Source organism: Sphingobacterium sp. N143 (assembly GCF_030325625.1).
Lineage (GTDB): Bacteria > Bacteroidota > Bacteroidia > Sphingobacteriales > Sphingobacteriaceae > Sphingobacterium.
Genome location: NZ_JACAIS010000003.1, coordinates 99,256 through 125,269, shown reverse-complemented (window position 1 = coordinate 125,269; position 26,014 = coordinate 99,256). Strand labels below are relative to the sequence as shown.

General features: G+C 41.6%; 20 protein-coding genes. 11 read left to right on the top strand and 9 right to left on the bottom strand.

What is annotated here, in order from left to right; translation table 11 throughout:
• Positions 1-252 precede the first annotated feature (252 nt).
• Both HX021_RS06860 and HX021_RS06855 read left to right on the top strand, forming a co-directional pair.
• Positions 253-729, top strand: a complete 477-nt coding sequence (locus tag HX021_RS06860; RefSeq protein ID WP_286589410.1) for an alpha/beta fold hydrolase — start codon at positions 253-255, stop codon at positions 727-729.
• On the top strand, positions 699-1,181 hold the full coding sequence (locus HX021_RS06855; RefSeq protein WP_286589409.1) for an alpha/beta fold hydrolase: 483 nt from the start codon (positions 699-701) through the stop codon (positions 1,179-1,181). Before HX021_RS06860 ends, HX021_RS06855 begins: the two co-directional genes overlap by 31 nt.
• A gap of 134 nt (positions 1,182-1,315) precedes the next feature.
• Here HX021_RS06855 and HX021_RS06850 read toward each other — a convergent pair whose 3' ends face one another.
• The 5 genes from HX021_RS06850 to HX021_RS06830 all read right to left on the bottom strand — a co-directional run bounded on the left by HX021_RS06850 (position 1,316) and on the right by HX021_RS06830 (position 8,438).
• The gene (locus tag HX021_RS06850; RefSeq protein ID WP_286589408.1) at positions 1,316-2,053 is read right to left on the bottom strand and encodes a hypothetical protein; all 738 of its coding nucleotides are present in this window, start codon (positions 2,051-2,053) and stop codon (positions 1,316-1,318) included.
• A gap of 151 nt (positions 2,054-2,204) precedes the next feature.
• The gene (locus HX021_RS06845) at positions 2,205-3,641 is read right to left on the bottom strand and encodes a TolC family protein (protein ID WP_286589407.1); all 1,437 of its coding nucleotides are present in this window, start codon (positions 3,639-3,641) and stop codon (positions 2,205-2,207) included.
• Positions 3,634-6,795 (bottom strand): efflux RND transporter permease subunit, encoded by a 3,162-nt coding sequence (locus HX021_RS06840; protein WP_286589406.1) that lies wholly within the window; start codon positions 6,793-6,795, stop codon positions 3,634-3,636. Before HX021_RS06840 ends, HX021_RS06845 begins: the two co-directional genes overlap by 8 nt.
• A gap of 15 nt (positions 6,796-6,810) precedes the next feature.
• Positions 6,811-7,890: an efflux RND transporter periplasmic adaptor subunit gene (locus tag HX021_RS06835; RefSeq protein WP_286589405.1), complete on the bottom strand. Its 1,080-nt coding sequence runs from the start codon at positions 7,888-7,890 to the stop codon at positions 6,811-6,813.
• Positions 7,891-8,003: 113 nt separating this feature from the next.
• A complete protein-coding gene (locus HX021_RS06830) occupies positions 8,004-8,438 on the bottom strand; it encodes a hypothetical protein (RefSeq protein WP_286589404.1) in 435 nt (144 codons plus the stop codon).
• A 493-nt stretch (positions 8,439-8,931) separates the two neighbouring features.
• Here HX021_RS06830 and dinB point away from each other — a divergent pair, with 493 nt between their 5' ends.
• The 9 genes from dinB (at position 8,932) to HX021_RS06785 (ending at position 20,024) form a co-directional block, all read left to right on the top strand.
• Positions 8,932-10,116, top strand: coding sequence for a DNA polymerase IV (dinB, locus tag HX021_RS06825; protein WP_286589403.1), 1,185 nt, complete (start codon positions 8,932-8,934; stop codon positions 10,114-10,116).
• 129 nt (positions 10,117-10,245) lie between these two features.
• Entirely contained in the window at positions 10,246-10,830 is a 585-nt protein-coding gene (locus tag HX021_RS06820; RefSeq protein ID WP_286589402.1) for a hypothetical protein, read from the top strand.
• A 485-nt stretch (positions 10,831-11,315) separates the two neighbouring features.
• On the top strand, positions 11,316-11,996 hold the full coding sequence (locus HX021_RS06815) for a FadR/GntR family transcriptional regulator (protein ID WP_286589401.1): 681 nt from the start codon (positions 11,316-11,318) through the stop codon (positions 11,994-11,996).
• A 51-nt stretch (positions 11,997-12,047) separates the two neighbouring features.
• Complete coding sequence (locus HX021_RS06810; protein WP_286589400.1) at positions 12,048-13,685, top strand: sialidase family protein; 1,638 nt, start codon at positions 12,048-12,050, stop codon at positions 13,683-13,685.
• Between the two features lie 21 nt (positions 13,686-13,706).
• Positions 13,707-14,630 (top strand): dihydrodipicolinate synthase family protein, encoded by a 924-nt coding sequence (locus tag HX021_RS06805; protein WP_286589399.1) that lies wholly within the window; start codon positions 13,707-13,709, stop codon positions 14,628-14,630.
• Between the two features lie 25 nt (positions 14,631-14,655).
• A complete protein-coding gene (locus HX021_RS06800; RefSeq protein WP_286589398.1) occupies positions 14,656-15,711 on the top strand; it encodes a galactose oxidase in 1,056 nt (351 codons plus the stop codon).
• Between the two features lie 42 nt (positions 15,712-15,753).
• A complete protein-coding gene (locus HX021_RS06795) occupies positions 15,754-16,989 on the top strand; it encodes an MFS transporter (protein WP_286589397.1) in 1,236 nt (411 codons plus the stop codon).
• 61 nt (positions 16,990-17,050) lie between these two features.
• Positions 17,051-18,463: a sialate O-acetylesterase gene (locus HX021_RS06790; protein WP_286589396.1), complete on the top strand. Its 1,413-nt coding sequence runs from the start codon at positions 17,051-17,053 to the stop codon at positions 18,461-18,463.
• A 151-nt stretch (positions 18,464-18,614) separates the two neighbouring features.
• Positions 18,615-20,024 (top strand): sialate O-acetylesterase, encoded by a 1,410-nt coding sequence (locus HX021_RS06785; RefSeq protein WP_286589395.1) that lies wholly within the window; start codon positions 18,615-18,617, stop codon positions 20,022-20,024.
• A gap of 21 nt (positions 20,025-20,045) precedes the next feature.
• Here the strand turns inward: HX021_RS06785 and lodB are convergent, their stop codons facing one another.
• From lodB to HX021_RS06765, 4 genes are all read right to left on the bottom strand, one after another.
• Positions 20,046-21,149, bottom strand: a complete 1,104-nt coding sequence (gene lodB, locus HX021_RS06780) for a lysine-epsilon-oxidase maturase LodB (RefSeq protein ID WP_286589394.1) — start codon at positions 21,147-21,149, stop codon at positions 20,046-20,048.
• A 3-nt stretch (positions 21,150-21,152) separates the two neighbouring features.
• Entirely contained in the window at positions 21,153-23,195 is a 2,043-nt protein-coding gene (gene lodA / locus HX021_RS06775) for a CTQ-dependent lysine 6-oxidase LodA (protein WP_286589393.1), read from the bottom strand.
• Positions 23,196-23,766: 571 nt separating this feature from the next.
• Entirely contained in the window at positions 23,767-24,501 is a 735-nt protein-coding gene (locus HX021_RS06770; protein ID WP_286589392.1) for a DUF3784 domain-containing protein, read from the bottom strand.
• A 294-nt stretch (positions 24,502-24,795) separates the two neighbouring features.
• Entirely contained in the window at positions 24,796-25,779 is a 984-nt protein-coding gene (locus tag HX021_RS06765) for a type I glyceraldehyde-3-phosphate dehydrogenase (RefSeq protein WP_286589391.1), read from the bottom strand.
• Between the last annotated feature and the right edge of the window lie 235 nt (positions 25,780-26,014).

Genomic DNA, 26,014 nt, shown 5'->3' with positions numbered 1-26,014 from the left:
TATTAAATACAGGAGACAATTTAAGGAAATATTACATAAGGCTGTACTGATTTCTATTTTTTACCTGAAATATTTTATGTCAGTAGACATTATTTTTCATTGACCGTGATGGAGCGGTAAAGCTTTCAAACCTTTTCAACTGAAAGGAATTGTCGCTATTGCCCCCTTGAATTGTCGGATACCCACTATGCATGCAGGGGCATGATGTCGGTATATTTGCTTATACCAATAACAAAATAAATCGATATGAAAATGAAGACAACAATAACAGCTATCGTGAGTGGGCTTTTGGGTATCTTGGTATCCTGTCAGCAGTCAGTGCAAAAGCAAACGAACAAAGCCAGTCAAGTGGAAGATACCCTGACAGCAAAGAAAGCCAAGCCAACAGAGGTAGGTTATGCCCCTGTAAATGGACTTAAAATGTATTATGAAGTATATGGTGAAGGAAAGCCTATTGTGTTGCTGCATGGGTCTTTTATGACCATTCCATTAAACTGGGCGAATATCATTCCTTTATTTGCCGGACGGAAAGTGATTGTTGCAGAAATGCAGGGCCATGGACGTACCAGAGATATAGACCGGGAGATCAGTTATGAGGGGATGGCGGATGATGTATCTGGTTTATTGAAACATCTTAAGATAGACAGCGCAGATGTCTTAGGCTATAGTATGGGGGGGGGATTGCTTTTCAGTTTGCCGTGCGCCATCCTGAGCAGCTGCGTAGGTTAGTGATATTATCTGGCAGTTATGCACATGATGGATGGTGGCCTGATGTTGAAGCCAGCTTTTCATCCATCAATGCGGACATGTTTAAAGATTCTGAAATCGTCAAGCAATATGACAGTCTTGGTAATGACCCAGCCCATTTTCCTGAATTTGTGAAAAAAGTAATGCATATAGATTTAAAGCCTTATGACTGGTCCAAAGAAGTGAAAAATATCAAAGCACCTTTGTTTATGGCGATTGGTGATGCAGATGGTATACGCTACGAACATGCTGTGGCACTGTTTAAGGCCATGGGTGGTGGGAAAATGGGAGATATTCATGGTCTGCCCAAATCACGTCTTGCTATTCTGCCAGGCACCACCCATATCGGTATGATGTACAGAATGGACTGGATCGTTCCGATGATTGAGGAATTTTTGGAAGCAGATCTAAACGCAGCACCACCTACATTTTAATGCGATTATTCGAGGATGATGCCTGGAAAATCTCATTTTTGAAATAGAAGTGCATAGCCCCATCCACCTAAGCTCGAAAAATTAATTTGTTGGCGTAGGAGTGGATGGAGCTAGTTGTTATTTGCTCTGTGTTCTCACTTTTGAAATGACAGTATATCCTTATCGTTTCCATTTTGATCAAGGATCTGCATCCGTGGATTTCCCTGAACGTCAATGAAAATTTTCATTTTAAGTTTCCCCAGCTGATCATAAAGGAATAATCCTGTATTTTTATCTTTCCCCCTTCCGATAAAAAGCCTTCTTTTGGCACTTTTATTATCCAGGATCATTTGTTTTTGAAGATCACGTTGTTTTTGATCAGTAATCTTATCTGCTTCCAATAGTTTATGGTACCTATCCATCAGGTTTGAATTTTCAGGATATTCATTCAGTACAACACCTCGGTGTATGGAAGTCGTTCCATCCTCATAATACTCATCGTTAATAATCTGTAAGGCTTGATCATCATGATAATTATCCATGGTAAAGGACATGTAGGCATTTTTTCCTTTCTCTGTTTGATCTACTTCTGCGATGAGACCGCCACATTCATCACCTTCATTATTAAAAAAAATAATTCCTGCCGGCCGTTTTCTTGGAGGAAGATCTTCTCCGGCAACGCGCCCAGAATGCTGACGCTTTTCATTGCTGAAAACCATGCGATAACTTCCATCTTCACCGACAATATTCAGGCGTTTTACAGTTAATTCATTCTGCTGGGCAGTAGTATCTTTGATGAAGAAAGACTTGCTCAGTAGACCAATCAGAGCCAGGGAGCTGATAATGGCATATAAGATCAATAGATTGACCTTTTTATTTACAGATCTGTTCATAATGGGTTTATTTTTAATTGCTTATGGTAAATTTACTGAATAGCCGGGAAAAAGGAAGAATAAAAAACGGGATGAATAACAGTAAGAATAAAAAAGGGGCTTATCCTAAGACAAGCCCCCAACGAGTAAAAATAAAAACTAAACGTATATTTTAATGACTCCATCCGCCACCTAAAGCCCGATAAATGGCTACACTGGCCTTAAGCTGGTTCACTTTCTTTTCGACCAATTCGAATTTGGACTCTAAAGCATCACGTTGCGTGAGCAACACTTCCATATAATCAGCCCGTGCATATTTAAACAGGTCGTTGGAAATGCCGATGGATTCATTCAAGGCATCGACTTCTTTGGTTTTAATATCAACACTACTTTCGAGGTTCTTAATTTTGGAGAGTTGGTTTGCCACTTCAATATAAGCACCCAAGATCGTCTGTTCATAATGGTAAACCGCCTGTACTTGCCTTGCATTGGCATTGTAGTATGCAGCCTTGATCGCTTTTTTGTTGATCAATGGTGCTGTAAGTTCCCCTACGAGAGAGGAGAGAAAAGATTCAGGCTTCACGAGGTAAGTCGGATTAAATGCTTGAAAACCTATTCCGGCAGCAATATCCAGTGATGGATAGAATCGTGCTTTTGCCGATTTGATATCCAGTTTGGAAGCAGCGAGATCATACTCCGCCTGCTTGATGTCAGGCCGATTTTCCAACAGGTCTGAAGGGATACCCGTATGCACCGTTTGTGGGACAAGTTGATCGAATGCATCCTTGTTTCGTGGTACGGGTTGCGGAAATCTTCCGACCAGGTAATTGATTTTATTTTCTGTTTCTGTAATCTGCTGTTTGATGTCGTACTGCATACCCTGGGTTTTCAGGATCTGCGCCTGAAATCTTTTTACGGCAAGCTTGTTGGACCGGGCAAATTTTTTGAGATCCTTTACCACATCCAGCGCATCGTTCTGGATTTTGATGTTCTGATTGATAACCATCAATTCATTGTCCAATGCAAGGAGTTCGTAGTAGGAATCCGCAATTTCTGAAATGAGGTTTGTCACCATGAAATTTTTTCCTTCTACACTAGCAAGGTATCTTTGGAGCTGGGCTTTTGTGGCATTGTGAAGCTTTCCCCAAATATCCGTTTCCCATTTTGCCTGGATGCCGATTCCAAAATCAAATAACGGATCAGGCATTTCTTTACCGGGTTCGATTTCGGTGGTTGCTTCCATGGCACCGATATTTGTATAGCGGCTCACTTTATCTACACCTGCTCCAACTTTAACACCCACAGCAGGCAAATATTCACCTTTTTTCGCACTGATCTCATTTTTGGAGATCTCAATTTCCTGAAGGACTATATGTAATTCCTGATTATTTTGAAGCGCCTGATCAATCAGTGCCAATAAATTAGGGTCCGAAAAATAAGCTTGCCATTTGATTTTTCCGGTATTCGAAGAATCCCGGTCTGCGTTACCATATTTTTCGGGCACATTTCTATTTTCAATACGCTGTTGTATCTCTATGGGTTTACAGGCTGCAAAACTTAACAGGAAAAGAGCATAGCCCGTATACTGATATATTTTATTCTTATTCATAATGGATCATATCTTCGCTTAATGGTGATTCGTCTTCGGCCTGGATCATTTTTCGCCCGTCGGCCACTTTGGCAAATATGTAATAGAGCCCTGGAATGACAATGACGCCGAAAATTGTCCCGACAAGCATTCCCCCTAATGCAGATGCACCTATGGTATGGTTTCCGATGGCACCGGCACCACCCGCAAAGACGAGGGGAACAAGCCCTGCTATAAATGCAAAGGAAGTCATCAAGATTGGCCTGAAACGTGCTCTTGAACCTTCAATAGCGGCTTCTAAAATGGAGTCACCGGCCTGGCGACGTTTGACTGCAAATTCGACAATGAGCACGGCATTTTTACCCAAGAGACCAATGATCATAATAAGTCCTACCTGTGCATAAATATCGTTTTCTAGTCCCATGGCCTTCAATAGGAAGAATGAACCAAAAACACCCACAGGCAAGGAAAGTAATACCGAAAAGGGGAGAATAAAACTTTCGTATTGAGCAGCGAGAACAAGATAGACGAATACCAGCACCACGAGAAACACGTAGATTGCTTCATTTCCACGCTGGGCTTCATCATACGACAATCCTTCCCAAGCTACTTTATAACCATGGGGTAATGTGCTGAGGGCGGTCTCATTGATTGCCTGAATGGCATCAGCAGTTGTATATCCATTGGCTGGAAGGCCGCGGATGGCTGCGGAGTTATACATATTATAACGGGTGATCTCATTTGGTCCCTGTGTTTTCTTTAATGTCATAAACGCAGAATAGGGGACCATTTGATCATGATCATTTTTTACATATAGGTTCATGATATCCGAGGGAAGCCGTCTAAATTCGGGGGATGACTGCACATATACCTTAAAGAACTGCCCAAATCGAATAAAGCCCTGTTCATAGGTACTGCCAATAAGGATATTCAGGTTGTCCATGGCTTTACCAATAGACACCCCTTTTTGCATGGCTGCATTATTATCAAAGACCAGTTCGTATTGTGGATAGTTGGCCGCAAAAAAGGTAAATACGCCGGTCAGTTCTTTGCGTTTTTTTAGATTGGCGATAAATGCTTTGTTCACTTTGTCGAAATCCTGATAATCAGTTGTTCTGTTGAGGTCAAGCAGGCGCATGGAGAAACCGCCGGAAGATCCAAATCCGGGTACCGCAGGAGGTTCAAAAAATTCGACTGTGGCACCTAAATCCTTTGACTTCTCTTCGAGCTCTTCCATGATCTCTTTGACGGAATGCTCACGATCATCCCAGGTCTTCAGGTTGATCAGACATGTTCCAGCATTTGAACCACGGCCTTCGGTCATGATTTCATAACCTGCCAGCGATGATACCGACTCCACACCATCCACCGCTTGACATATTTTTTGCAGCTCTCGGGATACTTTATTTGTCTGCTCGAGAGTTGATCCGGGAGGTGTCTGAATAATTGCATAAATGGTTCCCTGGTCCTCACTTGGGATAAATCCTCCAGGAAGCGTTTTGTTGATGACAAATATTCCAGCACAGAACGCCATCAGAATGCCCCAGGTGACCACCCTTCTGCTAGCAATTTTCCGAAGGAAAGAAGCGTATTTTCCGGTCACTTTATCGAAGGCATTATTAAAAGCATCCAGTGATTTGGTAAATATATTTACTTGTTTGGGTTTGCCATGATTATTTTTGAGAAGCATGGCTGCCAATACAGGTGTTAATGTCAGGGCGACAACAGCCGATATGACAATGGAACTCGCCATGGTAATTGAAAATTGACGATAGAATGTACCGACAGGCCCTGTCATAAATGAAATCGGAATAAATACTGCAACCATGACGGCTGTGATGGCAATAATAGCACCTGCAATCTCGGCCATTACTTCTTTCACCGCATGATAGGGTGAAATATTGTTTTCTTCCATTTTAGCATGGACAGCTTCAATAACAACGATGGCGTTGTCGACTACAATTCCGATGGCCAGGACCAAAGCAAAAAGTGTGACCAGGTTGATCGATAGACCAAAAAGCTGGATGACAAAAAATGTTCCGATCAAGGATACGGGCACCGCAATGATAGGGATCAAGGTAGAACGCCAGTCTCCTAAGAAAATAAAAACGACGATGGCCACCAAGATAAAAGCATCCCGTAAAGTATGCATTACCTGTTCGATCGAAGCATCCAAAAATTGAGATACATCGTAGCTGACCTTGTAGTCAATACCGGGAGGGAAGTTGCCCTTCATTTCATCCAGTTTGGCCTTGACATCCCTGATGACATCATTGGCATTGCTACCATAATTTTGCTTGAGCACAATAGATGCTGAGGGATGTCCATCTAAATTGGAGTAAATATCAAAGAACTCACTGCCCAGTTCGACTTTGGCGACGTCTTTCAGTTTGATATTTTCTCCTTCAGTATTGGACCTAACGATAATATTTTCATACTCTTCAGGTGTATTATATTGTCCCTTATAGGTCAATACATATTCCAATGACTGGGCAGCAATACCGGAGCTTTGACCAAGACGTCCCGGCCGGCCGATAATACTCTGTTCACCAATGGATTCCATGACTTCATCAACAGATAAACTATAGGCACGCATGCGGTCCGGATTCAGCCAGATACGCATGGCATATTTTCGGCTTCCTAGAATCTGTGATTTGGCAATACCATGGATACGGTTGATTTCAGGAATGATATTCACCATGGCATAATTGTACAGGAACTTCTCGTCCATGCTTTTGTTGGTGCTGTAAAGATTCACATACATCAACATACTGGGCTGGATAGGATTGACGATCACACCTTCTTTCTGGACTAGTTCAGGAAGTAGGGGCATGACCTGATCCACTCTGGTTTTTACCAGTACGACTGCATCATTGGGATCTGTTCCGGGTTCAAAGATGACATTGACAGTAGCCTCTCCAGCACTGGTAGCATCTGTGGCGATATAGCGCATTCCCTGAACGCCATTGATCGCATTTTCCAATGTGATCAACGATGATTTGACGAGCACATCTGCGCTCGCCCCGGGATAGGCAATGGATACCGCGACCGTCGTTGGTGCAATTTTAGGAAACTGTTCGGTAGGAAGCTGTTTGATTGCCAGGCCACCGATAAATAGGATCACGACTGATATCACGATGGCAAATACCGGTCGGTGTATTACTTTTTTAAACATAAGGCTGCTTTTTAATTACTCTGCATATAAATCTAAATTTGACATGACCTTCTCTGGTGTTTGGTATTTAGATGCTATTGTTTGGTTCTCCTGTACCATACGGAGACCATTCAGAAGAATCTTTTCATCTTTTCCCAGACCAGAGGCGACAACATAGATATGAGGTAGTTCAGCAGCAACTTTGATCTCTCTTGCTTTTACTTTGTTATCTTTTGTTATGACATAAACATATTTCTTTTCAAGTTCCTCAAATGTGGCTTTCTGTGGGATCATGAGCGCATCCTGATAAGGCGATGTGATCATGATATTTCCGGTCTGTCCATATCTTAATAACCCTTTGGGGTTGGGGAATGTGGCCCGGTAGGCTATATTTCCTGTTTCGTTATTAAAATCGGATTCGATTGTTTCTACGATACCATCCTGGTTAAATTCCTTGCCATTGGCCATTTTGAGGCGTACATGTAGCGGCGTGTTGTCTCTCTTTGCATCCATTTGGTTGAGGTATTCGACTTCGGGGACATTGAAATATACCCACATTTTGCTGTTGTCTGACAGTTCAGTGATCAATTCCCCCTCATCAACAAGACTTCCTTTGCGGACATGCAGCTTGCCAACAATGCCTGAGAAAGGAGCTTTGATGTCCGTAAATTGGAGGTGTGTATTCATCGCGGCGAGTTCGGCTTTGGCTTTTTCATATTTTGCTCTGGCCATTTCGGTTTCCTGCGGTGCTACGATATCTTTTTCAGAAAGATTTTTGGTGTTTTGATATTCAATCTCTGTGTATCTAAGCTCAGCTTTGGCACGATTAACATCAGATTCATATAGATTGGGCATAATCTTAAATAGTGACTGTCCTTTTTGCACATACTGTCCCTCATCCACAAAAATAGATTGGATATAGCCTTTTTCCTGCGCACGTAGTTCGATGTGATTAATAGAACGAATCTGAGCCACATAATCTTTATTGACGAGTGTATCTTTTACAAGAGGGGTGGTGACATTGAAAACTGCAGCTTCTGTTTTTTCTTTTTTCTCCGACTGACAGCTTATGGAAAATATGATGAGGCACAAGTTTATGTACATGAGATTTTTCATGACCATGATAATATTTTTATAATAATTTTTAAAAAAATTGGGCAATAATGTCCCGGGTTCCCAAAATAAATATTGAAAACCAAGCCATTTAAATGATAAAAATTAGTCTAAAATCACAGTCTAAAAACTCCGTAATGGATATATAGAGAACTTTTACTCGGGCTGAGGTTCTCCAAGTAAGCCAAGGAAATGGCCACACGTTTATTCAGAAATTCGGCAGAGAAATAGGAAATTAAATTTCCAAAGTCATTTCCAGACAAGAAAAGTAAGTCGGAACCAGCAGAACTCTCTCCTGTATCATCATTTTCAGTGTCGTTTTCGGGGAAATAAGCACGGAATTTAGTAGGGGGATGATGTTTACCTTGATATAAGGTTTCTGTTCCAAGGTCTCTGTTTTCCACAACTTGATCAGAAGAACTGACAGCATGTTGATGATCGACAGAAGAATAGGAGGTTGAATAATATTGTGTTACGCCAAAGCACCAACCCAAACTGATTAGTATAGTACCTACTACGTTGAACAAATATTGATGAAATCTTCCTTGCATCCGTAAAGCAAATGTAATTAAACTTCAAATCCGGTGCAAATGATGACGTAAAAAAATGTTAAAGATTAAATGTAATTGTTGCAAAATATGAATCGTCAGACGTGGATTGATGAATAAATTGGCAAATATCTCCACCGTTAATCATTTTCAGCCCATCCGTATGAATAGAACCGGTGAGAATTGCAATGTGATTCGGTGGATATAAAAAAGGCCATCCAGGGTGGACAGCCTATGTTTTTAACAGATACCGGTAGGGTGTTTATCGGTACAAATATAATTAAATTTTAATCTATTGTATCTGGGGTACATTTTCAATGATTTGATACCTGAGGTTTTATTTATGAGGTTGCTTTAAATTATCATGTTCATTATTAGTCGTTTATATATTTTTTATCTGCCATAAGTTGATTTTTTACTAATATTATTAGTATTTTTGATTAACGTGTTTACCAGATATGAATAGATAGTCGTAACAACTTGATCGTTGAATAGCATGGAAAGGAGTATAGTACATTGTGATCTCGATGCATTTTTTGTGTCTGTTGAGCGTTTGCAAAATAGCAAGTTGATCGGGAAACCCATTCTCATCGGTGGTAAGAGTGATCGTGGGGTGGTGGCTTCTTGTTCGTATGAAGCTAGGAGATTTGGCGTTCATTCTGCGATGCCCATGCGGTTAGCATTACGCATGTGTCCTGAAGCCATTGTTGTACGGGGTGATCATGACATGTACAGCCGGTATTCCAGTCTTGTTACACACATTATTGAAGAAGAAACTCCTATTGTTGAAAAGGCAAGTATTGACGAACACTATCTTGATGTTTCAGGAATGGATCGTTTTTTCGGTTGTTGGAAATGGACCCAGGAACTTCGGCAGCGCATTATAAAAGAGACGGGGCTTCCGATCAGTTTTGGTCTCTCGGTCAATAAGACTGTTTCCAAAATTGCCACGGGCACGGCCAAACCCTGTGGTGAGCTGTATGTTAATAATGGAACGGAAAAAGGTTTTCTTGCCCCATTGTCCATCCGTAAGATTCCAATGGTAGGTGAGAGGTCTTATATTTTATTACGGAATATGGGGATATCGAAGATTGGGGACTTACAAAGGATGGATGCAACCACCATATATAATGTCCTTGGTGCAAATGGTGTCAGTATCTGGAAGAAAGCAAATGGACAGGATAACTCGCTGGTTGTTCCCTTTCGTGAGCAGAAGTCCATGTCCAAGGAGACGACTTTCGGGCAAGATACCATCGATATGGACACCTTACGCAGGACCTTGATCGGTATGGTTGATACACTGGCTTTTGAACTTCGTAACGATTTGAAATTGACCAGTTGTGTGACCCTGAAGATTCGTTATAGTAACTTTGATACACATACGCAACAGCTGCAAGTTGCTTTTACCAATTCAGATAAAAGACTTGTGGATGTGGTGCTGACCTTATTCAAAAACCTGTATAGCCGGCGTATGTTGATACGTTTGATCGGGATCAAGTTCTCGGGCCTGATCCATGGTGCATACCAGACCGATCTTTTTAGTGACAGTGCGGAAGAAATCAGCCTGATACAAGCCATGGATAAAATCCGGAAGCGCTATGGATCAGAATTGCTGATGAAGGCCATTTGCGCACCATTACCAGTATCGAAAAGAGAGGAACAGGCTAGTTCTATAGGTTAATTTAAAAGTCATCAATCAAATTACGTCATGCTTTATGGTAAAGGTAAGAGTTTTTTAGAGATTATTTTTCCATGATCAATTGGTCTGTTTTTTGCTGAGAGGAGATAAAATTAAAATAATTATATCGATATGAAATTTCCTTATTCGGGAATAAGTGTATTGGGAGCCATGCTGATCAGCGCGGCTACTTTTACCACTGTTTTTGGCCACGAGCGCGCTGTTCATACTGTTGGACGTGTGCAGACAAATGCTGATTCTTTGAAGGTTGAAAACCTAGCAAAGGAATTAAAAAAAATAAAACCTATTCATGTTAATGATTTTAAGGCAAAGTTTAGCCAGGAGATCAATGGGTTCAAACTGACCGATTTAGATGCATTTGAAGATGAAGAGACGGGCTCTTTTGCTTCAGCAAACTATGTAAAAGGAGACCAAAATATTTACTTGATGATTACTGATGGGGCAGGACCTGGAGCTGAACAGGTGAAGGGTAACCTGTTAAATTATTTAGGATTAAAGGAGTTTGAAGAACCAGGTAGCAAGTCTGCTGTAAAGAACTATAAAGGTTGGTTAGTTTCATTTGATTGGAGTATGTTTGAAAATGACGGACTGACAAGCATACAATATTTAGAAGGAAATAGATATGCTGTTGTTTCATCTGCTAATGGTGTCCCTATCGAGGAATTGGAAAACTTTTTGAACAATTTTAGTTTATAACATGAAAATCGACAGAGTTCTGGCAGATCTTAAATGTCAGAATTCTGTTCAATATCGGATAAATGTTTTTGGGCTGATATTTTCATTTACCTTTATAGTTTATTTTGTGACCTTGAGATATAAAATATAAATTTTTTAGTGTGATAATATAACAGATTTTATCAATCAAAATCCAAGCTAAAACAATTATTCATAACCACTTCCACTGTTTTTTTTCGGTAAGCTTTAGTGATAACGCAGCGATATTTTTAATATGGTTTTTACGCTAAACAGCATAAAATTTTGATTTATATATCTTTTTTTTTAATTTAGTTATGTAGTACATAACAACAATATTATAGCATGATATTACTGATCATAAAACCTTAAATAAATGGATATCCGAATATTCATCAGCCAAATGGCTATAAATAAACTCGTTTGCATAGCTGTTCTTTTTTATGTTAATTTGTTGAACATAATGAAAATAGATTATTACGTACAGTATGATAAATGACCTAGAACCTATAGCGACAAATACCCGAGCGGATATGGTCGAACTGCGCATAAGAGAATATCTTTCCAATAAGGAACTCAAAACGGGGGATACACTTCCTACAGAGTTGGAACTTGCCGAAGCTCTTGATGTGAGCCGTAATGTATTACGGGAAGGTTTGAGCAGATTGCGGATGTTGGGACTGATCGAAACGAAGAAGAAAAGAGGGATGGTCCTGTCTTCTCCTGATATATTGGGTTCATTCGAGCGCGTCCTGAACCCGCAGCTCATGGATGAAAATACATTAAAAGATATTTTTGAATTGCGCCTGGTGCTTGAGCTAGGTATGGCTGATTTGCTCTACTTGCGGAAGACAAAAAAAGATATTAGCGAATTGGAGCGGATTGTAAAACGTGATAAAGAGGAAGACGTGGAGGATTTCAGAATTAGCCAGGAAATTGCATTTCATGGAAAACTGTATGAAATTACAGGTAATACGACCTTAAAACGTTTTCAGACCATGCTGTTGCCAATTTTTGGTTTTGTATTGAAAAAAAGTCATCATAGTATTAAATCAGAGGTTACACACAGCGACCTGGTACAGATCCTGAAGGATGGTGACCACGTATCTTTTTCGAAAGCTATGCACGAACATTTACGTCCCCATCTTGAATTCCTTCAGAAACGTTAGACGCTTCTGAAGTTTTTTTACCATTATATGTACTACATAAGTACCTAAAACATGATTATAAATAAACAAATTTCAATTTTATTCCTGTTGATCATACTGGCTTCGGCTTCAGTAGCCCAAGTTCAGATTACTGAAAGACATTATACCTTGCCTGTGCTGGCCGATCAGTCAATTAATGTCTTAAAACGTTTGGAATTTACGTCCGATAAATCCCGACAAGTCGATGTTGAGTTGGTCCTAAAGACTGATGACATGGGAGACGAGTTCATTGATAGTATAAGCTGTTGGTACGCCGGAGCAGATTCAACATTAATTGCAGATGGAAAGACAGGCAGACTTCATTTAGTTGGAACAGAACAATGGCAGGGGGGAACAGGAAAACTTACCGGCTCTTTACAGCTCGAAAAAGGAACCAATTATATTTGGTTGACTGCTAAAGTTCGTCCTTTTAAAGAGCTGGATAAAGTTTTTCAGGTTGCAGTCTCAGGCGTTTCACTCCCTGGCCTGCCGTTTAAATCTTCGCTTTCGGGCAAATTTAATAGCTATAGGCCAGCGATAGCGGTACATCGTGCTGGCGGAGAAGGGGTGCATACTAGCCGTATTCCGGGCATCATTACGGCTAAAGACGGTAGCTTGATCACTGTATATGATGCCCGTCGGGACCAAGGCCGGGATCTGCAAGGTGATATCGATATTGGCGTATCACGTAGTGTTGACGGTGGGCATAGCTGGTTACCGATGGAGATCGCGATCGATATGGGAACATATGGGGGGCTGCCCGAAAAGTTTAATGGTGTATCAGACGCCAATATCTTACTTGACGAACGTACCGGTACGATCTATGTTGCAGGACTGTGGATGTACGGGGTACTGGATGAAACAGGTACATGGTATCCCGGGGTTAAGGATGGCCGGGAGATACACAATCACCAGTGGAAAAATAAAGGGTCACAGCCCGGATTTGGTATCAAACAAACATCACAGTTCCTGATGGTAAAAAGCGAGGACAATGGCCTGACCTGGTCAAAGCCCATCAATCTGACCAATATAAAAAAGAAAGAATGGTGGCTTTGGGCTCCTGCCCCGGGACACGGCATTACCCTCCAAGATGGGACATTGGTCGTGCCGAGTCAAGGACGGGACGAAACCGGTAAAGCGTTCTCAAATATTACCTATAGTAAAGATGGGGGAAAGACATGGAAAACTTCTAATCCAGCACTTGCAGAATCGACCACTGAGTGCATGGCCGTACAACTTGACAATGGTGAAATCATGTTGAATATGCGGTCAAATTATAACAGTGATCACAAAGGAGATGACAACGGACGCGCAATCGCAGTGACTCAAGACCTGGGCGAGACATGGACCGAACATCCGACTTCACACCGGGCCTTGATTGAACCCACATGTATGGCAAGTATTCATAAGCATAACTATCAATCTGGAGGGAAGGCAAAATCATTGCTCGTATTCTGTAATCCTGCTTCCAAATTTGTACGTGCAGCTATCACGTTGAAGAGCAGTGATGACAACGGAAGCTCTTGGCGGCCCAAAGTACTGCTCGACGAAGGCAAGGGACGGGGATACTCCTGCATCACATCTGTGGACGAAGATACCATTGGCGTATTCTACGAAAGTAGCCAAGCTGATCTTATCTTTCAGCGGATACCACTAAAAGAACTTTTATAAAATTAAAAATACCGCTATCAAATGGAAAAAAAGAAAAAAATAAAAGGTTTAATTGCCGCTGCATTTGCCGCTTATGATGCTTTTGGAAATATCGAGCTCGGTACTATTCCTGCATTGACTGAGCATCTCGTAAAGCAAGGGCTAAAAGGGGTATTTATCTGTGGGACAAATGGCGAAGGACCGAGCCTTTCCACAGATGAACGAATGGCTATAGCCGAAGCCTACATAGCAGCTATTCAGGGCAGGATACTATCTTTTGTGCATGTTGGACATAGCTCCATTGGCGAAGCGAAGCGATTGGCTGCACATGCTGAAAGTATTGGTGCAGATTATATTTCTGCGGTATCAGCCTTTTATTTTAAACCCACGTCAGTTGAAAATTTAGTGGATGCAATGGCAGAAATTGCCGCCGCAGCTTCTAATACCCCTTTTTATTACTACCATATACCTACTGTAACAGGGGTACAGATTGATATGCTGCGGTTCCTGGAACTGGCAGAGGAAAGGATCCCAACATTTCAGGGAATTAAATATACTGCGGCTACTTTGCATGAATACCAGGCCTGCCTACAGTATAAAGAGGGCAAATTTGATATACTTTTCGGTTATGACGAATTGTTATTGCCTGCACTTGCTGTGGGTGCGGAGGGAGCCATTGGGAGTACTTATAATTATGCAGCACCGCTCTACCAGGAGGTCATACGGTTATTTAGCCAAGGAGATCATGAAGCTGCCCGTAACCTGCATTTTAAAGCCGTAGAGATGGTACAGCTCCTGGTCAAATACGGACCGATTCCGGTGCAGCGCGCAATTATGAAACATATGGGGCTAGATCTGGGGCGCCCGCGCCTGCCATTGACTTTGTTGAATGAAAGGAATGAGCAGCTCCTGTTGGCTGCGTTGGAAAAATTGAAGTTCTTGCACTATGTGGAAATGTATCATTAAGCTTGTTTTGTTTTCTTTTTTATTTATGGATTATCTTAGTGCAATAGCACAGACAAAAATGCCCGTGATGGTATGGGACACTACTGGACATGTTGTGGATAAAATGGGGTATGCCGGCGCTTACGTCGGTTATATGGGTGGAAAGATATACGCTTTGGGTGGCGCCAATTTTCCTTCGGGGACTCCTCCCTGGAAGGGTGGAGAGAAGGTCTGGTCGCGCCGGATTTTTATCTTTGATGCGGACGGAAATTCGCAAGAAGCATCCTTTATGTTGCCTAAGCCAATGGGATATGGGGCCTATGCTTCATACCAAGATAAGTTATATATTGCTGGGGGGAGTGATCAGTCAGGCCATCTTACAGATGTCTATATGTTACAGGTTTCAACTGGCGGGGCAGTCTTTACCCAGCTACCCGACCTTCCTGCACCGATAGCCAATTGTGCTTCAGTGCGTATTGGTGATTATTGGTATATATTGGGAGGGATACAGGCACCGGATGTCAAGGAGGCCACAACGACATGCTGGCGGATGGACCTGAAAGATCCAGATAAAGGCTGGGAGATATTGACCGGAATACCTGGGCCGGGACGTATGCTTGCCGTAGCCGGCAATGCTGATGGTAATTTGGTTGTCGTCTCTGGCGTACAGCTGATCAATGGCCACCGGAAGTATTTAAAGGATGCCTATCTGTTGGATCAACATGGTGTCTGGCAACGGCTGCCTGACCTACAAGATGCTGTCGCTGCTGCCCCAAGTCCTGCAGCTATCGATCAAAAATCGGGTCGCTTGCTTATTTTTGGTGGCGATGATGGTTCGTTGGCTAATGCCGCATTAGAGGACGAGCATCCAGGGTTTTCCAATAAAATTCTGTCTTATCATATCATGGATAGAAAATGGGGAAATGCCGGAGAGATCCCTGTCCATAAAGGTGGTGATGCGGCGAGCAATCCGGGAGCAAGCGTATGGAGCCCCGTTACGACAGGTACAGTGCAGTACGGCAATATGATCTTTATTCCAATGGGGGAGGTCCGGCCAGGTATACGTACATCACGTATACTGACTGTATGCCTGAGTCAATAAGCTTATAAATCAATAATCCTAAGACCTATATTATAACCAAAGATGATGATAAATAAGAATTCAATGCGATATGCCTGGCTCGTCGTCGTGCTGTTGTGGGTAGTTGCTTTTTTAAATTACTTTGACCGCCTGCTGATCACTTCAATGCGAGATCCTATTGTCGGTGAATTTCATTTGAACGATGCACAGTTTGGCTTATTGACCTCCGTTTTTTTGTGGTGTTATGGTATAGTAAGCCCATTTGGAGGTTATATGGCCGATCGCTACTCCCGAAGGAAAGTTATTCTTTTCTCTGTATTTATATGGTCGGCAGTTACTTTATGGACCGGCTATGCACGTTCTTTCCCCGAATTATTGGCCACGCGCATACTAATGGGGGTGAGTGAAGCCTGTTACATTCCTGCAGCACTGGCATTGATCAGCGATTATCATACCGGTCGGACGCGCTCTTTGGCCACAGGCTTGCACATGTGCGGGCTCTACACAGGTATGGCATTAGGTGGGCTGGGGGGATATATTGCTGAGTATTGGGGCTGGCGACAGGGGTTTCATGTCTTTGGCCTCTTTGGCGTACTGTATGCCATCGTGTTGGCTTATACCTTACATGACCGTTCTACAGCTCTTCCAGCCCAGGAGTCTGAACCAAATAATGTGGAAAGCGTGAAGCTGAAAGAGGTGTTATCCTCTCTTTTTAAGCTAACTTCTTTTTATATTATCTTGGTTTATTTTGCCGTGCTCGGTATGGCAAACTGGCTGATCAATGGCTGGCTACCCACTTTCCTGAAAGAACAGTTCCACCTTGATTTGGGCGAGGCCGGCATTTCTGCTACAGGTTATATGCAGATTGGATCTTTTGCCGGTGTCATTATAGGTGGGATATTGGCCGATCGCTGGCAGCGTAAAAATGAACGGGCCCGGCTTTATGTGATCATCTTGGGCTTTTGCATTGGGGCACCATTCTTATTTTTTATGGCTTGGACCACCGTTTTTACTTGGGCCATCCTTGGCATGCTGATTTTTGGGTTGGCACGAGGTTTTAACGATGCCAACTTGATGCCTCTACTACGACAAGTTGCCGACAGTAGATACAGTGCCACCGCTTATGGTTTCCTGAATTTTTTGAGTACCATCGTAGGAGGATTGATGGTATACATCGGTGGTGCATTGAAAGATGCTAATGTGAGTCTGGCCGTTACTTACCAGGTTGTGGCAGTAGGGCTTTTGGTGGCAGCACTTTTACTGCTTGTGGTGAAAATAAATAATAAGCCCGTAAAATAAAGCAATTATGAAATATCCATGTTCCAAACACAGCGGTATTTAAAAACAATAATTTAAACGGATGAAAAGAATAGTACTGATGATCATTTTCTGCTGGATGATATTGGCCGATGTTTTTGGTCAACGGTTGAGAGTCCCAGCATTTTTCTCGGACAACATGGTGCTGCAACGCCAGTCTATGGTCAATATATGGGGATGGGCAAAAGCGGGACAAAAAGTATTGGTCATACCTTCCTGGCGCAAAGATACTTTGGAAACTGTTGTCACTGGCGATGCGACTTGGCGCACACAAGTAGAAACACCTCCTGCTGGAGGACCCCATACCATAAAATTTGTTTCCCAACAGGAGCACTTGGAACTTAAAAATGTGATGATTGGTGAAGTTTGGGTCTGTTCAGGCCAATCCAATATGCAATGGTCGGGGGCCAATAAACTCAAAGAGATTTTGGACATCCTGCCAAGCTCAGCGAATCCAAAGATCAGGCTGCTGCAGGTCAGCAATATCGCTTCCCAAACACCACAGGACAATATCTTTGACAGCTGGACTGTCTGTGGCCCACAGACACTGGAAAACTTCTCCGCAATTGGTTATTTCTTTGCTGAAAAACTTTCGCGTGAACTGCATGTTCCAGTAGGCATCATCAATGCCAGCTGGGGCGGTAGTGCTGCCGAATATTGGACACCAAAAGAAAAGGTAGAGTCCGATGAGGAGCTGAAGACATATGCGGCTTATCAAAAGCTGGCCCCCCGTAAACCTTATCAACCCGGAGTACTTTGGAACAGCATGCTGGCTCCTTTTGCAGGATATACGATGGCAGGTGCATTATGGTACCAAGGCGAGGATAATACCATTTCCTATGCTGGTTATGATAAGCTCATCCGAACAATGGTAGGTGCCTGGCGGGAAGCCTGGGGATATCAGTTTCCATTTTATTTTGTACAAATTGCGCCCCATACCTATTCGCAGTATAAAAAACCTAATGCTGCACTACTGCGGGAGCAACAAGCGAAGACGGCCTGTTTGTTACCTCGCTCAGGCATGGTGGTCACCACAGACCTCGTTGACGATCTAAAGAATATCCATCCTACACGAAAGAAAGAAGTGGCATCCCGGTTGGCAGATCTAGCTTTAGCAGAAATGTATGCACGGCCATTGGTTGATTACAAGTCGCCGACCCTAAAGGAATATAAGGTTGAAGGTGACAAAATATCCATATCCTTTTCCAATCTCGAAGGTAAACTGGAGGTTCGTGGTAAAGAAATTATTGATCTTTATATCGCTGGCAAAGACCGTAAATTTTATCCAGCCAAATTTAAACTCCAAGGCTCGGAATTGCTCGTTTTTTCAGATCAGGTTAAAGAACCTCAGGCGGTGCGGTTCGGATTTACCAACGTATCTATGCCTAATCTTTTTAATGCAAGAGGATTGCCCGTAGCACCTTTCCGTACCGATAATTGGCCAGATTTTAATTAGTATTGTCTATTCCCTGGTACTTTTTTTAAGAAAATAAACTATACTTGCAAAGTTAATCTATATGATATATTTTTGTTATTCAATGAGTTGTGGGGAGGTGAGAGAACCAATCAATGCGAATGATGAACCGCAATAACATTATAAACATAACATGATGAATAAATATTTCTTTTTCCTGGTCTTCTCTTTTTTTGCGCTTTCTTCCTATGCGCATATCCGTTTACCAAATATATTGGCAAGTGATATGGTTTTACAGCAGAAATCAAGTACGAGGCTGTGGGGATGGGGCTCACCCAGGGAAAAGATAAAGATCAGCACTTCCTGGGACAATAAAACAACAGAAGTGGAGACTGACGGAAATGCAAATTGGCAAGCTAATATTCAAACACCAGCAGCGGGCGGTCCATATACTATTGTATTTGAAGGTGAAAATAAAATTGTCCTTGACAACGTGTTCATTGGTGAAGTGTGGTTATGCAGTGGCCAGTCAAATATGGAATGGAGCTATAACCATGGCCTGAGCAGTGTGAAGGAAGAGTTTCCGCTGCTCGACAAGCTGAATATAAAATTCTTTCAGGCCAGCAAAGCAACATCCCGGACACCTCAGGATAACCTAGAAGGAAATTGGATGGTTTGCGACAGCAATACCCTGAAAAGTTTCAGTGCCGTCGCCTATTATTTTGGAAAAGTGCTGAACAAGGAGCTGAATGTTCCTATAGGTTTGATCAGCAGTAATTGGGGTGGGACGCCAGCTGAGGTATGGGTTCCAGCCCAACAGGTGGCAAACAATCCAGTTTTGAAAGATGCCGCCATGAAGAAAAAAGTATCAACAGGCTGGCCCATCACTCCTGGGTATACCTATAATGCAATGATTGCTCCGTTGATTAATCATACTATTGCTGGTGTCCTATGGTATCAGGGAGAAAGCAATGTAGAGACTGCGTCAAGCTATACTGTATTGATGGATACCCTGATCAGCTCCTGGCGTAAGTCATGGAATAAGGACTTCCCGTTTTATTTTGTACAGATAGCGCCCAACAAGTATCCGAAGTACAATGTAGGAGCATTGCTCCGGGAAGCACAAACTAAAAACCTTGCGACAGCAAAGACCGGTATGGTCGTGGTTTCAGACCTGGTTGAAGATACGTTGAATATTCACCCGTCCAATAAAAAAGATGTAGGGCTCCGCTTGGCAAATTTGGCTTTGGCTGAAAACTACAATTTAGATCGGGGAACCTATAAAAGTCCGATCTTTAAATCGTTGACTATACAGAAAAACCAGGTTGAGCTAGATTTTGACAATGCAGGGGAAGGCTTAATACTCAAGGGCAATGCACCCAAAGAAATGTTTATAGCAGGTGCCGACAAAGTCTTTTATCCCGCTGCGGTCAAAATAAAAGGACATCAGATCGTTGTTTCCAGCAAGCAGGTCAAGACACCGGTGGCTGTTCGCTATCAGTTTAGCAATACAGGGATCGGGAATATCTTCAACAAAGCTGGATTACCGGTCGCGCCATTTCGTACCGATGATTGGCCTGTTGATACCAGTAAGATAAAATAATCTGGGTGTAATGCTATCTTGTCAGATCCTTTTTCGCCAAAAAGCAGAATTGCTCCAGCGTTGTTCTTTCTGGTAAAAAAAAGCTTTAGTCTGTAGGTATTGATGATAAATCGCGTTTATATTCTCTTGGTAGCTTGTAAAAGTTTTTTCATATCCTAGATTTGCATCTATAATAGCTTTGGCAGCATTGCAGGCCGAAGTGATGGCAAACCCGATGCCCATAGAAGAGATGGGATCAAAAGATGCAACGGCGTCACCGACGGCCAAAAAGTTCTTTCTAGAAAGAATGTCCGTCACCTGTGAAAAAGCATTCTTTACCCATGGTTTTCCTACCGAGTATGCTGCTGTGATTTTATGTTGGATATGAGTTGTTTTTGACAAAAGCTCATTCCAGTTTTCAATTTTTTCGAGCCTTTTTTCTTTGATGATACTTGCGTCTGTAAAGAAGGTTAAGGTCATTTTCTGATTAGGCAACGTGGCGCAATACCACCATCCATCTTCAATAGATTCAATAACAATATCCTGTTTGACATGCTGCGATTCTTTACAGTATAGAAACTTTCCAATGGCTGTCAATTCATCGTATCGTGTGGACTCAAGGCCTAGCTTTCTGCCGACACTACCTGACCTCCCCGTCGCATCTATCAGGTAGTCTGCATGTACTGCAAAATGTCCTTTTGTGTCATGTTTTAAATCTACGTCCCAACTGTTATCATCCTTTTGGTCAAACTGGAGGCATTTTGTCCTCGGAAAAATAATTCCTCCTTTTTCTGATACTTTCTCCAATAGCGTGTAGTCAAATTCTTCCCTGTTTAACTGGAAGCTTTCGGTTTCAGTATTAAAAATGGAGTCCCTTACCGAGATCCTTTCGCTTCCCCAGGCAGCCGTGCTGCTGTATCCCAGTATAAAATTATCCTGGGTAAAATCATCCCTTCCAATTCCCATATATTCCAATAAACCAAAAATACTTGAATTGACCTGTTCACCGACTTTTACTGACGCTAAATCCGATTCTTCTACAATAATGACATTTAAGTTCGAATATTTAAGCAAACTTAAAGCGGCAGAAGCCCCAGCAGGACCTCCGCCGACAATTAATACATTCGTTTCTAACAAATTTTGCATCTCCTATCTTCTGTTTCGGGTTCCCGAACGTGGCAATGGCATACGCTCACCAGCAACTTCAATCTTTTTGAATCCAACTTCTTCCAAATGCTCCATCAGTAGTCGTCCTTTTTCACTTCTTTTCTTGATGACCTGTGTATCTTCTTCAATATAGAAAACAGGAATTGTTGTTTCATTATCCTCTTTGTTCCCACTTATCTGGCTAATAGGGACATTGTCGTAAGTAAATATTTCGTTGTTTCTTTCTGTTTCGACAAAGAATGGGAAGCCCGTACTGTTCGAATTGATATCTCTGATGAAGCCCAGGGCATACCAGTATGAGACCATCTGTGTAAAGCTGTTTATTCCACGGGCATAATTCATTTGTTGACCAGCAGGAACATTCGTTGCGGCCTGACCGTCCGCTGTAAATTCACCTACCAGAACATCCCATGGACTTTGGGGCGGCCACCAGTAAGAGTAATAGGTTGGAGGCAGGGGAGCTGCCGGTGATCCCGCTTTATTGGTCGAAGGGTCTGTGAAATTGATCAGTTGGATCGTGCACTGAAAGAAATCAGCTTGCCATGGACAGGCCATTCTTTTGGTCAGGTCACCCGGTTCGCAGCCGCCACCTTCACATTCATCCCTCGAAGGCGTTAATCCATTTGCGGCATATTGCTGTTCATTCCCGTATTGTAAAATTCTATATGGTGCAGCATAAATGATCGGGTTCTGCAGACTCCATGTCACTTCAATCCCGGGGCACATCGGCAAACCCACGCAATTGCCGACACTTGCCATATCGCTCGAATCTACCGGGTATTTGTCATAATCAGGATTATTGACGAAATAACCATTGGCCCATTGCTGCATCAAAAATAACTGAGTCTGATCTAAGGCCAGAAATTTCATAATGTTCGTATTGCTCACGGAGTTACTTCCTGAGTTTAGCGGCATCATCGGGAATATATCTGTTCCATTTTCTTTAAATAATTGTTCTTGCGGTAAAGCAGGAGGAACGGGGGGCTGAGCGTCATTCCGTCTAAAATAAGAGAGGTAATTTTGCCTATTGTGCCAATTAGCTTCTGAATTGTCGGTAAAGTCAAAAATATTGCTTGTGAAAGCCATCATTGACTGCACATTGGACACCCATTGATATCTTCCAATTCTGTTGATGATGGGTAAAATATCCCTTTGGTAATTTGCTTGATAATTAGGGTTATAGTTTCCATTACTGTACATATCCGGAACGAGGTCAAAATTCCTGACTGCCACATCAAACATGGTATCGCTCAAAGTTGAAATATTCACGATCTCAGGTGCAAAATCAGGTGAGCCGACCACGACCCATGCTGTTAATGAAACCGAAGATCCATCGGTAAATGTAACTGTGCAATATACAGCACCGTCAGAAATATCGTCATGCCAGGTACTTGACCCGCCATAGCTTGTCAGAGGGAGGTTTCCTCCAGCATTTCCATAGCCGCCCAAAACGATCAGCCTACCAGAACTGTCCGTCAAGAGATCACCCAAAGTCGTTACAGCTACCCCAAATTGAACCTTTTCAGGTGGGTATTGTGCTGGATAACCCGCAGGAACATTGGTTTTATCGAAGCCTATTGAGTTTTTTCTTCCTGAAATAGTTCTTGGTCCAGGATCTATAATCAGCGTTTGTCTTTCGTGTTCACTTTTCTTTTCTGGGTTTCTGAAAGAGATTTGTTGATTCTGGTAGCTGTTCTGAGGGCCATATAATAAGTTCCCCTGTAACTCACTATATTGATACCAAGCAGCTTTTTTGTTTGCCAGATGTACTGTCCATTCGATCGATGTCACATTTGGATGGTCAAGAGTGATTTCTTCGCCAGTGTCTGTGACAACAGTGAATGGTTGGCCCTGTCGTTTAATACGACCCAGCTTATCTTTGAAATCTGTGATGGGCTGCGAAGGGTTTCTGTTTATGTCCGCATCAAAGGGGAGGCCTCCGATGGTGACAGGTGATAAACAGATATCAGTAAGACTGTTCCCGAGCCGGGCAATGCCTACCGAAGGATGAATTGCTAAATTCATTGGTTTATTTGTTTGGTTTTTCCTACTCTATTATTGGCTTTTCGGCTTCGCCATATTTAAATCAATCATTGTATTTTTTTTAAACAATATTTATAATAAGTAAATGGCAGTATTTAGAGTAAATTGTAATATTATAAATTTAAAATATATTTTTAAATAATTAATTGTGTTTTATTAATAATTTAATTAAATCATATTTGTTGACAGTTGTTGCTATTTATTGGATATTAATTTATTTGTGCTGTCATTGCATTCTCTCGGTGAAAAAGAACTTATTTCGATGTTATTTGCTCTTTAATTGTATCAAATGTTTTACATTGAGTTGTTTGCAGATTTGTATTGATAAGATTTAATGATTGTATTAAGATCAATAAATCAGCTAATCGATTGCTTGTTAGGGGGTAATTTGTGGATGGATTGTTTTGAGTGTGTTAGTTTAATTTTTTCTTCATTTGACATTATGGGTTGTGGTAGCTTTAATCTGTACTAAAATAAATTCAGGAATCTAATGAATTTAAGCTAAAAGATTTAAAAGATGGTATGGATATAGAATCGTCTATAGTTACTCCTATTACTGACTCATTAATCGTTCGGCCATGTCAATATTTGCGGGATAAATCTTTTTATATAATCTTTTTTTGAGATCAGCATCGTAGTCAATAATATAGGTGTTCTGGGTAGTTGTTATCCTAAAACAACTATCCTTTCCATTGCTCAGGACTGTTATGGATTGTCCGTCAGCCAGTTTAAAAATACCCTTTTTAACTTGAACCATTTGAAACCCCTTCACCTTATGCACGGTGGGCGGCATTTTCTGGATATGGATGGATTTTATCTGATGATAATCAATGGTTACACCATAGGGGCTCGAAACATTTATTTTATATTCGTCCAAAGTAATTTTGATCTTTGAAAGACCAATACCGATACTGATTATGATCGGTATGATTATTAATGATCCCATTACCAATACGATCCATGATGTCTTGTTTTGATGATGAAATCTTGATGATGTATACAGAATCAAAAATATACCGATTAAAGGATATAAGATGCTGTAGATGGTAAAAACTATTGGGTCTTCAATGAATACAGAAATGAGCAGGCCCACGATCAGGTATGAGCCGCCTAAAATGATGAAGGATCTTTTGAAAAATGTAAGGAAATCAGCGAGATTAAATTTATTTCTCTCCTCTTCGGAAAGTGTATTGTATCCGCTTAGCAAATATCGCGCATTCTTTTTGTTAAGCACAGTACCAACGATTATAAATATTGCAGCGAATAAGTACAGTACATTATTTTCCATTTTAGATCAGTCATTAACAGTGGTTATATTCAGGTTATTTATCTTTATAGAAAGTAATAATCTATCGATAAAGATAAAAATAATTCCTTTACTTGCCTGCTGTTACGAACCTGAAATTCCAGACTTTTCGGTATCGCATACATACCGCTTATTCGGACTGGCGTTAGTGGAACATTACGTTGTTAGAAGAGGGGTACCTCAGGCGAATGTCTTAAATGATAAAAATAAGCAATAGGTGTAATTTTACACATATTGCTTAAAAAGGCTACGTATCTACTCAAACAATGTGAATGCCTAGATCGTTTGTATCTGTCTAATCATCTGATTTGTAAATCCCCATTCGTTATCATACCAAGCCATCACCTTTACCAGGTCTCCATCGACCACCCGCGTCATTTCGAGGTCAACTGTTGCGGCAAAGGTACTTTTAACGATATCGTGAGAGACGAGTGGCTCATCTGTTACGGCCAAAACCTGACGGTATCTTTCCGTTTTGGATTCTTCAATCAAGATCTGATTGATTTCTTCGATCGATGTAGCTCTTTCAGCAATAAAAGTAATATCTGAAATCGATCCCACTGGCACCGGAACCCTGACTGCAATACCATCAAATTTTCCGGCATACTGCGGTAAGGCTTTGGTCGTTGCTATCGCCGCCCCTGTTGCTGCCGGAGCAAGGTTAATGCCAGCTGCTCTTCCCATACGGGGTTCTTTTTTTGAAGGGGCGTCGACAAGAGTCTGCGAGGCCGTATAGGCGTGTGTCGTGTTGAGGATCGCTTTTTTGATACCGAGCTTTCTGCCCAGTATTTCAATAATCGGGCTGATATTATTGGTGGTACAGCTGGCACATGAAAATACAGACACCTTGCCATCTTCGGTGTTTACGCCATGCACGACAGTAGGTGTATCTTTGGTAGGGCCTGAGATGACGACAAACTTTGCTCCGGCTGATAAATGTCTCTCCGCATCGTTTTTATTGGTAAATATACCCGTGCTTTCAATGACCACTTCAGCCTGAACTTCTCGCCATGGCAAATTTTCTATTTCTCTAATGCTTGTATACTTAACTGATTTTCCATCAACAACAAGCGCATCTCCTTCGATACGTACATCTTTTTCATATTTTCCATAGTTGCTATCATATTTGAGCAAATAAGCAGCATTTTCAATACTCATCAGATCATTAATTCCAACAACTTCCAGGTCCGGGGCTTCAAAAATAATTTTCAAAGCGGCCCGGCCGATACGACCAAATCCATTAATAGCTATTTTTTTCATCTTTAATAAGTGTTATTTGTTGTTTATCACTGTTTTAATATACCATCTAATTTCTTGTATTAAACATTAAAATAAGTTGACATAGATCAAGAACTTTTCTTGGCCTAAGCATACCATTTTCATGAATTAGTAGGGCTGATGAATTCGTTAGTATTTGTTTATGTTTTTAACAAATGTAATCGCCAAAAAGTTTGGAATGCATACTAAAAGAAAAGATCAATGAAATTTAACCTAT